Source organism: Jeotgalicoccus coquinae (assembly GCF_014207425.1).
GTDB classification, from domain to species: Bacteria; Bacillota; Bacilli; order Staphylococcales; family Salinicoccaceae; genus Jeotgalicoccus; species Jeotgalicoccus coquinae.
Genome location: NZ_JACHFF010000001.1, coordinates 668,731 through 680,361 on the forward strand (window position 1 = coordinate 668,731; position 11,631 = coordinate 680,361).

Sequence of the window (11,631 nt, forward strand, 5' to 3'; positions counted from 1 at the left end):
ATTATTAATGTATAAAGGCTTTAATTTTACACATGATTATAAATCGCTGCCGCGTACATTCTGGTCGCCGTATGAACCGGAAGAATCGGAAGCGCCGAAGGTCGTATTGTTTAATAACCATCTGGCCAGACTGCTTGAGCTGGATGAACACGCACTTGAAGATGATGCTGAGTTTTTCAGCGGCAACAGACTGCCCGAATCAGCAGCACCGATTGCACAGGCATACATGGGACATCAGTTCGGTGTTCTGAATATGCTGGGTGACGGGCGCAATGTCCTCCTGGGTGAGCATAACACAGATGAACAAAAGTATGATGTCGTGCTTAAAGGCTCAGGTGCAACGAAATACTCGCGTCAGGGTGACGGACGGGCGCCGATAGATTCCATGCTGCGCGAGTATATCATCAGCGAGTATATGGCGAACATCGGTATTGCAACGACGCGTGCACTGGCAGTTGTCGATACAGGAGAACAGCTGACACGCCAGACTGTGACAGCAAGCGGTATTCTGACACGCATTGCAGATTCCCATATCCGTGTCGGTACTTTCGAATACGCTGCACGCCAGTCAAAAGACGACTTAAAAGCACTCGCGGACTTTGCGATTGAACGCCATTATCCGTATCTTGCTCCGCTCTCTGAAGATAAAAAGTATCTGCTGTTTTACGATCATGTTGTGCGTAAACAGGCAGAGCTGATAGCAGAGTGGCAGAGCGTCGGCTTTATTCACGGTGTGATGAACACGGATAATATAACGATTTCAGGCGAGACGATTGATTACGGTCCGTGTGCTTTTATCGATGTATATAATCCGGATACGTATTTCAGTTCAATTGATACCGGAGGACGCTACCGTTATAAAAATCAGCCGCCGATCGGCCAGTGGGATTTAGGCAAGCTCGGCGAGTCATTGTGTCCGCTGTTTGACAGCTCACAGGACGAAGCGGTGAAGCTGGCTCAGGAAACACTGGATAAGTATCCGCAGTATTATAACCGAAAGTATATTTCATTAATGGGCAATAAACTTGGTATACTAGATCTTGATTATGAAGAACAGTATGACGTGGAGCTCGTCGATGAGCTGCTCGGATTTATGTTTAAGTATGAGGCGGATTATACGCGTACTTTCAGAGATATTTATCTCACTGCTTACGATAAACTGCCGATGTTTAACGATGGTGAATTTATCAACTGGTTCGAGAAATATCAGGCGAGAAAGAAAGCGCAGCCTCACAAAAAAGATGAGATTAATATTGCGATGAATGCGGCAAACCCAAGTTTTATACCGCGTAATCATCTCGTTCAAAAAGCATTGAATCAGGCATTGGACGGTCACTACGGAGAATTGAAGCAGCTGTTAAAAGCTGTATCCAAACCGTTTAATGATAAGCTTGGCGGGAAATATATAAATACACCGGGTGAAAATGATGTTGACCCGGACTTTAAAACATATTGCGGAACATAAATGTGAATTTTAATTAAAGGACAGAAGAATGATGCAGAATTTTTTAGAAGAAATCATTAACCAGTTTGGCTATGCCGCGATTGTCGTTTTAATAGCAGTGGAAAATATATTCCCTCCGATTCCGTCGGAAGTAATATTAACGTTCGGCGGTTTTATGACCGCACAGACTGATATGACAATTACAGGTGTGATTATTGCATCGACTGCCGGTTCTGTCGGCGGTGCGGTTATTTTATATTATATCGGGAGCATGCTTGGTCCTGAACGTATGAAGCGTATTGTCGTGAAGTACGGTAAATGGCTCCGTGTGACGACTGAGGATGTTGATAAGTCATACAGCTGGTTTGATAAATACGGTCCGTGGACGGTGTTTTTCTGCCGCTTTATTCCGCTGATCAGAAGTCTGATTTCAATTCCTGCCGGCATGAGTAAAATGGGCATGGTTAAATTCCTCGTGCTGACAACAGCCGGTACGGCAATCTGGAATATTGTACTTGTTAATTTAGGTGCGTCGGTCGGGGAAAACTGGGGAGATATCGTAGCGGTTATGGACGTCTACGCGAATATTATATACGGACTGATTATACTGGCGGGTCTTGTATTTTTAGCGTGGCTCTTTTATTTCAGACCGAAAAAGAAAGCGAAATAATATTGAAAAGGGATGACAGCTTTCACTGTCATCCCTTTTAATTTTACTGTTTTTCATATGCCTGAAGCAGTGTGACAACGACGTCTAGAACCGGTGTCCTGATATCATATCCATCTTTCATATCGTGTATAAACTGCTGAATATATTTGAATTCCGTTGAACGGTTTGCCATTACATCGTAATACATGCTCGTACCCATTTCCCTCGGATAGCTGAAATACATATCCATCGCATAATCCGTAAATCCGGATTCTACAGTTATGCCGTGCCGGTTGCATTGATTCACAACTGTGATGGCTTCCTGGAGAAGCCTTCGTGTTAATTGAACCATCTGCTCATCTTCAAATATTTTTGAAGTGTTTTTACTGAGTGCTGTCATCGAGTTAATACCGACATTAATGAGCAGTTTTTCATAGCGTATCTTATTAAACTGAGCGCTCTTTTGCAAATCAAAATTTACGGCGTTACTGCTTTCAATCAGCCCAATCAGTTTATCGATATACCTGTAATTTTTTTGGGGCAGGATTATTTTCTGATTGACGAAGTGTTCTATATAACCATCATGCTGCTGACCGCTTATATAAACAACGCCTGGAATTCCCCGTGCGAAAACATCATCGTAGCCCATGCCGTTCAGTGCATAAATAATTTCCGAATCCTCATGCGTGAGCTGCTGGATTTTATGCTGCAGCTCGTTCAGTGCCGGTGTCTTTGATGCGATAAATAACACATCGAATTGTTCAGTTACTTTCTTAACTTCATGAACTTTAATTTCATGATATGTTTTGACGCCGTTCTCAAGAATTGTGAAGCCGCCGCGCTCAGTCCTTGCCATTAATGTCAGCTGTACTTTATCTTCCGGCAATAGAGAGAATTCACGGGCGATAATGCTGCCGACAGCACCCGCACCGATAATACCAATTTTCATAATGTCACTCCGTTAATTTTTTCTTATATTTGTGGTAAAATAATTATATCTAATTTCAGAAAGTAGGGAAACTATGAAGTCGACAGCAGATTTAATCAGCATGAAAAACAATGACAGAATAGTGATGGTAACAGCATACGATTATCCTTCTGCAAAACTTGCAGAACAGGCGGAGACAGATATCATTTTAGTGGGAGATTCACTGGGAATGGTAGTGCTCGGATATGAATCACCGGTTCAGGTGACTCTGGACGATATGATTCACCATTCGAAAGCGGCAAGACGCGGAGCGGGTAATACGTTTATCGTTGTCGATATGCCTTTCGGTTCGCATCATGCGGACGTCAACGAAGGAATTAAAAACGGTATCAGACTGTATCAGGAAAGTGATGCCAACATGATCAAAATGGAAGGTTCCGACTCTTTTGATGTAATCGAAGGACTTGTTAAAGCGGGCGTTCCTGTGTGCGGTCACTTAGGATTAACTCCGCAGCACTTTGGTATTACAGGATTCAAAATGCAGGCGGGAGATGCCGATCAGGCTGAAAAGCTGATTGAAGATGCAAAAGCGCTTGAAGCAGCAGGCGCATCGATGATGGTGCTTGAAGCCATTCCGATGGATTTGGCTAAAAAAGTAACGGAGACGGTAAATATTCCAACAATCGGTATCGGTGCAGGAATTCATACAGATGGCCAGGTACTTGTGTACCATGACCTGCTGCAGTACGGCAGTGATCGTCTGCCGAAGTTTGTTAAACCTTATGCGGACATGAATTCAGTAGCGCGTGAAGGACTGACGAATTACCGCAACGAAGTGAAAAGCAGATTGTTCCCGACAGAGGAAACGACGTATAAGAAACGGGTGTTCGAATAAATGGAACATACAGCGGAGATTAAAGAAATCAGAACGCTTTTGGCAGCTCACCGGGATAAGACAATTGCACTTGTACCGACGATGGGCTATCTCCACGAAGGACATGCAGCGCTTATAGAAGAAGCGAAACAGCATGCTGATATTGTGGCAGTCAGTATTTTTGTCAACCCGCTGCAGTTTGGGCCGGATGAAGATTATGACAGCTATCCGCGCGATCTTGAACGGGATTTAAGTATTTGTGAAAAACATGGTGTGGATATTGTATTCCATCCCGTGACGGATGAAATGTACCCTGATGAGATGGAATTCACTGTCGGTATTAAAACGATGGCAGATATACTGGATGGCGTCAAGCGCCCGGGTCACTTTGAAGGTGTTGTGACGGTTATCGGCAAGCTGTTTAATATTATTCAGCCGGACGTTGCTGTGTTTGGTCAGAAAGACCGCCAGCAGCTGATGATTATCGAGCGGTACGTTGAAAACTTTAACGTGCCGGTTGACATTATCGGCGTACCCACCAAACGCGAAGAAAGCGGTCTTGCAAAGAGTTCACGCAACGTGAATTTAAGTGAGTCGGAGTATACAGAAGCGGCTGAAATTTATGCGGCGCTGACGAATGCAGCTGAACAGATTAAGAGCGGTACTGTCAATGCAGACAAAGTGAAGTCATTTATCAGACTTCATATCGAACAGCGGACAAGCGGCAGTGTCGATGACCTTGCGATTTACACAGCACGCAGTCTCAAGGCCGTTGATAATATCGACCAGGATGTTATTATATTTATTGCAGTACAATTTGAAAAGGCACGATTGATTGATAACTTATACGTCAGCATTTAATGGAGGAATAATATGGTACGGCGAATTACGGCACTGTTAATTTTATATGCATCATTGTTTTTAATCGTACCGGCCATACAATCCTACGATTTTAAAGACGGACTGACCGAAGATTATTTCAATCACTGGCTGGAACAGAATGTAATCCCAAGCTACGATACAACGAAAATCGAACAGGTGCACGGTGCCCAGGAAACGAATATTGACTATTCTCTTGGAGCATCATTCAGAGCAGCTGACCAGCAGGTGATTCATTCGGAATACGAAGGCAACTTTGTAGTGATGAAGCAGCCCGGTGCATTTCACATGCTGCTCGTCCGGGACGGTATTATTACCGGAGGATATACGAACTCCGATGATGTATCTATCGGACAGATGAGTATCGACGGCATGAATCGGGAAAACGTCCGTGAAGTATACGGTGAACCGGTTGAATATATACGAAAACAGTGGAAGCGGCTGAAAGTCGACCATGACGAATACGATGTGTTCGATGTCGGCAACCACTATGCATATTTCTTTTACGATATACATGAAAACTACAGGGTGAACGGTATGCTGATTATTAATAAAGACGAAGTGATTGAAATCAACGATCTTTATAATAATCCGTCAAAGGAAGACAATGAAGCGATGCATTTCAATTTAGTAAATGCAACGCGTGCGGAGTACGGCTATTCAGCACTTGAACGTGATTCTGCTGCAGACGAAACCGCATACTACCACAGCTATGATATGGCAGAGAATAATTACTTTGATCACGATTCACCTGACGGCAGCACACTGAAAGACAGACTGTTAAATGGCTCGGTTGACTTCAGGCTGGCAGGGGAAAATATTGCGACAGGACATACATCGCCGATATTTGCCCATCACAGTTTGATGAACTCGCCGTCACATCGGGTGAATGTACTGAACAACGAATTTAACTATATCGGTGTCGGTATCGAGTACAACAATGAGAATGTGCCGTATTATACGGAGAATTATATACAGAAATAATTGAGTGAGCACCCGGATTGTTGAATCCGGGTGTTTTTTGTCTGGTGGGGTTAGATGAGGCGGCGGGGAGGTTGCTCATCGGGTTTTAATAAGTTTATCGTCCTGATGAAGGCCGCTCATCGGGTTTTAATAAGTTTATCGTCCTGATGAAGGCCGCTCGTCGGGTTTTAATAAGTTTATCGTCCTGATGAAGGCCGCTCATCGGGTAGAATAAGAGTAATCGGCCAAATGAACGGACCGAATACAAAAAACCGCCGGAGCACACTGCCCCGGACGGTTTTAAACAATATTATTTAAATAAACTCTCTGAACAGACCGACGACTTTACCAAGAACGATTACGTTATCAAGGTAAATAGGTTCCATCGTTGTGTTTTCCGGCTGCAGTCGGTAATAGCCTTTTTCTTTATAGAAGCGTTTAACAGTTGCTTCATCGTCTTCTGTCATTGCAACGATAATTTCACCATTGTGTGCAATGTTCTGTTTGCGGACAATGACGCGGTCGCCGTCGTGAATACCGGCATCGATCATACTGTCACCAACTACGTTTAACAGAAAGATTTCACTGTTATGGTTCGCCGTGAAGTGTTCGGGAAGTGGGAAGTACTCTTCGATATTTTCAACGGCTGTGATTGGCAGGCCTGCTGTAACTTTACCTAATACAGGTACATGAATAACAGGTGATGCATTATCATCCGATGCCTGGACGATTTCAATTGCACGCGGTTTTGTCGGGTCGCGTCTGATATATCCTTTAGTTTCAAGCTTGGCGAGGTGGCCGTGCACTGTTGAACTCGACTGCAGTCCTACGGCATTTCCAATCTCACGGACACTTGGGGGATAGCCTTTATCATTTACGCTGCGTTTTATATATTGAAAAATATCTTTTTGTCTGTCTGTTAAATCTTTCATATTGTTACCTCCAGCCTTATATTAATTAAATTTTATCATATACTGTATACACTTACAAACATTTGTTCGTATTTTCATTGACTGCGAACAGGTGTTCTGTTATATTGTTATTACAAACATTTGTTCTAAGGAGTGGTTAGTTATGACAATAAAAGATTTCAAAACTCTCACAGGTTTATTCGCGGTAATGCTAAGCTTCGGGCTTTTATATAGTTTTAATATGGTTGAACCGGATTATGCAGAGAACATACATTCTTATGAAGAAACTGCATTTTCAGAAAATACGGATGAAAATCCAACCGAACATGAATCGAACAGCACGGTATCGGCATCATCTATTAATGAGCAGGAAGAAACAGAAGACGAAACACTGGAAGAAAATGGTGCAGCGACAGGCTTTATCAGCAGCGGAATGCTCACAAACCAGGTCAATTATGACGTTTCAAGCAGAAATTAACTAATAAGTGTATATATTGTCTATTAAAGTGCGGGACCATTTGGTTTCCGCACCTTTTTTATGGTAAATTATATTGGAAAGGGTGGAGCTCATGTTAGACGATCAAAAATTAAAACGTCTCAACCAGCTAGCTAAGTTAAAACGTGAAGATAAAATATCTGAAACGGAACTTAAAGAGCTTGCAGGGTTGAGAGAAGAATATTTATCCAACTTTAGAAATACATTTAAGAACCAGATTAAAAACACTAAAGTTATTGATCCGGAAGGTAAAGATGTAACCCCTGACAAAATTAAGGCATTACGCAACAAAAAATAATAATGTAGAGAATTTAAAGGAGTCGAGAGTAAATGTCATTTGATAAGACTGACTTATTAGCGGTCAATACGATCCGTTCTTTAAGTATTGATGCAATTGAAAAAGCAAACTCGGGTCACCCGGGACTGCCTATGGGCGCTGCACCAATGGCGTACGTATTATGGCAGAAACATTTAAACTTTAACCCGAAAAATGTTGACTGGTTTAACAGAGACCGTTTCGTACTGAGTGCAGGACACGGTTCAATGTTAATCTACAGCCTTTTACATCTTTCAGGTATTTTGGAAATGGATGACTTAAAGGAATTCAGACAATACGAATCTAAAACTCCGGGACACCCTGAGTTTAAACATACAGACGGCGTGGAAGTTACTACCGGTCCGCTTGGACAGGGCTTCGCAATGAGTGTCGGTATGGCGATGGCTGAAACACACCTGAACTCTGTATTTAATTCAGATGATCATAAAGTCGTTGACCACTATACTTATGTACTTGCTTCAGACGGAGACCTTATGGAAGGTATCTCTCATGAAGCTGCGTCACTTGCAGGACACTTAGGTCTGAACAAACTGATCGTTCTTTACGATTCAAATGATATTTCACTCGACGGAGATCTTGACATGAGCTTCTCTGAAGACGTTGCAGGACGCTTTAAAGCATATAACTGGAACTACCTGCGCGTAGAAGACGGCAACGATCTGAATGCAGTTGACAAAGCAATTGAAGATGCTAAACGAAGCGATAAACCGACACTGATCGAAGTGAAGACGGTTATCGGATTCGGTGCACCGACTAAGTCAGGTAAATCGGATTCACACGGTGCACCGCTAGGTGCAGAAGAACGCCAGGGTGCTTATGAAGCATACGGTCTGGACCACTCGAAAACTTTCGATGTGCATGAATCAGTTTACGCACGTTTTGAAGAAACTTTAACTGCACGCGGTGAGAAAGCTGAAGCGGCATGGAACGACATGATGGAATCATACAAAGCGGCAGATGAAGCGAAATACAACGACTTCACAGCTGCTGTTACACGTGAGCTGTCTGACGACTACGCTCAAAACCTGCCTGTTTATGAAGCGGGAACTAAAAAAGCGACACGCGGCAACTCGGGGGATATGATTCAGGAATTATCCAGATCAATTCCTACATTTTTCGGCGGTGCGGCTGACCTTGCAGGAAGTAACAAAACGAACGTTAAAGACGAATCTGACTACGCAAAAGACAACTACGGCGGACGCAACATCTGGTTCGGCGTAAGAGAATTTGCCATGGCTGCTGCAATTAACGGTATGGCTGCCCACGGCGGACTTTATCCGTATGCTGGAACGTTCTTCGTATTCAGTGACTACCTGAAGCCTGCAGTACGTCTGAGTGCTCTGATGAAGTTACCGGTAACTTACGTCTTCACACACGACTCGATCGCTGTCGGTGAAGACGGACCGACTCATGAGCCTGTTGAACAGCTTGCGGGTCTTCGTGCAATTCCTAACCTGAACGTTATTCGTCCGGCAGACGGCAACGAAACACGTGCAGCATGGAAAGTGGCAATGGAATCTGAAGATACTCCGACAGCATTAGTACTGACTCGTCAGGACCTTACTGTACTGGATGTAGCAGAAGATAAAATCGAAGAAGGCGTTCGCCGCGGCGGATACCTTGCATACGACGGCGGAGACGACGCTATTGTGTTCGCAACAGGAAGTGAAGTATCACTTGCTGTTGAAACAGCACAGAAATTAGCTGAAGACGGCGTTAATATTAAAGTGGCATCGATTCCTAACGTGCAGGCATTCCTTCAGCAGGATGAAGAGTACATTGAATCGGTATTAAATACCGACATTGATAACCGGACAGCGGTTGAAATGGCTGCGAGCCTCGGCTGGCACAGATTTGTCGGCATTAAAGGCAAGCTTTTAACAATCGATACATTCGGTGCGAGTGCACCGGGCGGAGAAGTTGTTGAACGTTACGGCTTTACAGTTGAAAACCTGGCAAACATTGTACGCAATAAATAAGCATTGAATTTAAATGCCCGTTAATGTAAACTAAATAGTGGTTTACACGGAAAAGAGGTGAGCATTTTTGGCGACTTGGATATGGATACTAATTGTAATCGTAGCCCTGATTGGTGGTTTCGCATTAGGATTTTGGATCTCTAGAAAATATATGATGGATTACTTGGAGAAGAACCCTCCTATTAATGAAGACATGCTCAGAATTATGATGATGCAGATGGGACAAAAACCTTCGCAGAAGAAAATTAATCAAATGCTGAGTATGATGAATAAATCATCAGAACAAGCTAAAAAAGACAAGAAGAAGTAAATATTGAAGAGAACACGCACTTTTTAAAAGTGCGTGTTTTTTATATTTATTTAAAGTTTTAGAAAATTATTGCAATTTTGTTATCGGCATGGATATAATTAATTTATCAAACCAAGGGGGTAAAGCATCAATGAAAAACAAAAATTTTTTAGCATTTCTTGTAATCGCTTTCTTACTTGTCATGGCAGCATGTTCAAGTGATGAGAATGTCGATGAAGAAGCAGGTGGCGGCGACGCTGCTGAAGGTGAAAAAACAGGGGATTTAACAATTGGAACAATGGCGGAAATGGTAACGACGGATCCACATGGATCGAACGACTCTGCTTCACGCCAAGTAAGAGCGAACATATATGAAACTTTAGTATTCCAGGACGTGGATATGTCATTATCACCGGGTCTTGCGACAGAATACGAACAAGTTGATGAAACAACATGGAATTTTAAACTTCGTGAGGGTACGACTTTCCACAACGGTGAAGATTTCACTGCGGAAGACGTAGTTGCAACATTTGATCGTGTACAGGATGAAGCAATGGCATCACCGGTACTTTTCCTTTTCGAAATGATTGAGGAAATCGAAGTTGTAAGTGATTACGAAATTAATATTCATACATCAATTCCATTTGCACCGTTAGCGAGTCATCTTGCTCACAACACAGGCGGAATTATTTCAAAAGCTACAATTGACGCAGATTATCAGGCGGCATTGGATGCTGCCGGCAGTGAGGTTACTCTTGAAGAGTACTATGAATTACGTGAAGCGGGCGGAGACGACTACGACAGCGTTAAAGAGGAAATCGGCGAACACCTCGGTACTGTAGTGGCAAATGAGCCGAACGGAACGAACCATCTTAAATTCGTTTCACGCAGCGCGGGCGACTCAGTAGTATTGGAGAAGTTCGAAGACTTTAAAGGCGGCGACCGCTACTTTGAAAATGTAACGTTTAAAGTAATTCCTGAAAACGGAGCACGTATGGCAGAACTTGAGACAGGCGGAATCCAGGTTGCAACCGATGTGGATTCATCAAACATGGAGAGAGTTGAAAACGGAGCGGATACTGCGGTAACTGCAGCAGATTCAGTACGTATGTCATATCTCGGTTTTAACATTAATAAAGAACCGTTCAACGATGAAAAAGTCCGACAGGCAATTTCTTACGCGATTGACCGTGAAGAAATTGTTGCGGGTGTTTACGATAACATGGGGATGCCGGCTAAAGGACCTTTAGCTCCGGACGTATGGGGTTACTCTGAAGACCTTGAAGGACAGGAATACGATATTGAAAAGGCGAAAGAGATTTTAGCTGAAACAGATGTTGCAGACGGATTTGATACAACAATCTGGGTAAACGATGATCAGCAGATTATCGATACAGCTGTATACATTCAAAGTGAACTTGCTGAACTTAACATCAATGTTGAGATTGAGCAGTTCGAGTGGGGCGCGTACTTGGAAACACTGGCACAAGGTAACCACGAAATGTTCATTCTCGGATGGACAACAGTAACAGGTGACGCGGACTACGGTCTGTATGCACTGTTCCACTCTAAAAACCAGGGTGCGGCAGGTAACCGTGTGTTTTATGACAACCCTGAAATAGATGAATTGTTAGATGCAGGACGCGCAGAAATAGATGATGACGCACGTCAGCAGATTTACACTGACATTGAAAACATTCTTGTAGAAGATTCACCGTCAGCGTATCTGTTCCACGCACAGTTTGCAGCAGGCTATAATGAATCAGCTGTAAGCGGTATTGAAGTGGATCCGGCAGGCGGACTGCACTTTAAAGATGTAAGATTTAAATAATATGGAAGTACCCTTTATCGGCCTTGTGCTGATAAAGGGTATTTTTATGCA

General features: G+C 43.2%; 12 protein-coding genes. 10 read left to right on the top strand and 2 right to left on the bottom strand.

Annotated features, from left to right (window positions below; translation table 11 throughout):
- Positions 1–7 precede the first annotated feature (7 nt).
- The gene (locus HNR41_RS03230) at positions 8–1,465 is read left to right on the top strand and encodes a protein adenylyltransferase SelO (RefSeq protein WP_184281693.1); all 1,458 of its coding nucleotides are present in this window, start codon (positions 8–10) and stop codon (positions 1,463–1,465) included.
- Between the two features lie 31 nt (positions 1,466–1,496).
- A complete protein-coding gene (locus HNR41_RS03235) occupies positions 1,497–2,114 on the top strand; it encodes a DedA family protein (protein WP_184282849.1) in 618 nt (205 codons plus the stop codon).
- A 43-nt stretch (positions 2,115–2,157) separates the two neighbouring features.
- On the opposite strand, the gene HNR41_RS03240 is transcribed toward HNR41_RS03235, so the two are convergent.
- Positions 2,158–3,042 (bottom strand): ketopantoate reductase C-terminal domain-containing protein, encoded by an 885-nt coding sequence (locus HNR41_RS03240; protein WP_184281695.1) that lies wholly within the window; start codon positions 3,040–3,042, stop codon positions 2,158–2,160.
- Between the two features lie 73 nt (positions 3,043–3,115).
- Here HNR41_RS03240 and panB point away from each other — a divergent pair, with 73 nt between their 5' ends.
- From panB to HNR41_RS03255, 3 genes are read left to right on the top strand one after another with little or no spacing between them, the layout of a single operon-like run.
- Positions 3,116–3,916, top strand: a complete 801-nt coding sequence (panB, locus tag HNR41_RS03245) for a 3-methyl-2-oxobutanoate hydroxymethyltransferase (protein ID WP_184281697.1) — start codon at positions 3,116–3,118, stop codon at positions 3,914–3,916.
- Positions 3,917–4,756, top strand: coding sequence for a pantoate--beta-alanine ligase (panC, locus tag HNR41_RS03250; RefSeq protein ID WP_184281699.1), 840 nt, complete (start codon positions 3,917–3,919; stop codon positions 4,754–4,756).
- A 12-nt stretch (positions 4,757–4,768) separates the two neighbouring features.
- Entirely contained in the window at positions 4,769–5,758 is a 990-nt protein-coding gene (locus HNR41_RS03255; RefSeq protein WP_184281701.1) for a CAP domain-containing protein, read from the top strand.
- A 293-nt stretch (positions 5,759–6,051) separates the two neighbouring features.
- Here HNR41_RS03255 and lexA read toward each other — a convergent pair whose 3' ends face one another.
- On the bottom strand, positions 6,052–6,669 hold the full coding sequence (lexA, locus tag HNR41_RS03260) for a transcriptional repressor LexA (protein WP_184281703.1): 618 nt from the start codon (positions 6,667–6,669) through the stop codon (positions 6,052–6,054).
- Between the two features lie 142 nt (positions 6,670–6,811).
- On the opposite strand from lexA, the gene HNR41_RS03265 reads away from it, so the two are divergent.
- The 5 genes from HNR41_RS03265 to HNR41_RS03285 all read left to right on the top strand — a co-directional run bounded on the left by HNR41_RS03265 (position 6,812) and on the right by HNR41_RS03285 (position 11,580).
- Entirely contained in the window at positions 6,812–7,126 is a 315-nt protein-coding gene (locus tag HNR41_RS03265; protein WP_184281705.1) for a hypothetical protein, read from the top strand.
- 91 nt (positions 7,127–7,217) lie between these two features.
- Positions 7,218–7,442: a DUF896 domain-containing protein gene (locus tag HNR41_RS03270; RefSeq protein ID WP_184281707.1), complete on the top strand. Its 225-nt coding sequence runs from the start codon at positions 7,218–7,220 to the stop codon at positions 7,440–7,442.
- Between the two features lie 32 nt (positions 7,443–7,474).
- Positions 7,475–9,460 carry a transketolase gene (gene tkt, locus HNR41_RS03275; protein ID WP_184281709.1) on the top strand — a complete coding sequence of 662 codons (1,986 nt, stop codon included), beginning with the start codon at positions 7,475–7,477 and terminating at the stop codon, positions 9,458–9,460.
- A 67-nt stretch (positions 9,461–9,527) separates the two neighbouring features.
- Entirely contained in the window at positions 9,528–9,770 is a 243-nt protein-coding gene (locus HNR41_RS03280) for a YneF family protein (protein ID WP_092599180.1), read from the top strand.
- 130 nt (positions 9,771–9,900) lie between these two features.
- Complete coding sequence (locus HNR41_RS03285) at positions 9,901–11,580, top strand: glutathione ABC transporter substrate-binding protein (RefSeq protein WP_184281711.1); 1,680 nt, start codon at positions 9,901–9,903, stop codon at positions 11,578–11,580.
- The last annotated feature ends 51 nt before the right edge of the window (positions 11,581–11,631 follow it).

What these genes read in the sequence shown, in the direction of transcription:
- HNR41_RS03230 (WP_184281693.1), top strand. Translation starts at nt 8, where the DNA reads ATGTATAAAGGCTTTAATTTTACACATGATTATAAATCGCTGCCGCGT.
- HNR41_RS03235 (WP_184282849.1), top strand. Translation starts at nt 1,497, where the DNA reads ATGCAGAATTTTTTAGAAGAAATCATTAACCAGTTTGGCTATGCCGCG.
- HNR41_RS03240 (WP_184281695.1), bottom strand. Translation starts at nt 3,042, where the DNA reads ATGAAAATTGGTATTATCGGTGCGGGTGCTGTCGGCAGCATTATCGCC.
- panB (WP_184281697.1), top strand. Translation starts at nt 3,116, where the DNA reads ATGAAGTCGACAGCAGATTTAATCAGCATGAAAAACAATGACAGAATA.
- panC (WP_184281699.1), top strand. Translation starts at nt 3,917, where the DNA reads ATGGAACATACAGCGGAGATTAAAGAAATCAGAACGCTTTTGGCAGCT.
- HNR41_RS03255 (WP_184281701.1), top strand. Translation starts at nt 4,769, where the DNA reads ATGGTACGGCGAATTACGGCACTGTTAATTTTATATGCATCATTGTTT.
- lexA (WP_184281703.1), bottom strand. Translation starts at nt 6,669, where the DNA reads ATGAAAGATTTAACAGACAGACAAAAAGATATTTTTCAATATATAAAA.
- HNR41_RS03265 (WP_184281705.1), top strand. Translation starts at nt 6,812, where the DNA reads ATGACAATAAAAGATTTCAAAACTCTCACAGGTTTATTCGCGGTAATG.
- HNR41_RS03270 (WP_184281707.1), top strand. Translation starts at nt 7,218, where the DNA reads ATGTTAGACGATCAAAAATTAAAACGTCTCAACCAGCTAGCTAAGTTA.
- tkt (WP_184281709.1), top strand. Translation starts at nt 7,475, where the DNA reads ATGTCATTTGATAAGACTGACTTATTAGCGGTCAATACGATCCGTTCT.
- HNR41_RS03285 (WP_184281711.1), top strand. Translation starts at nt 9,901, where the DNA reads ATGAAAAACAAAAATTTTTTAGCATTTCTTGTAATCGCTTTCTTACTT.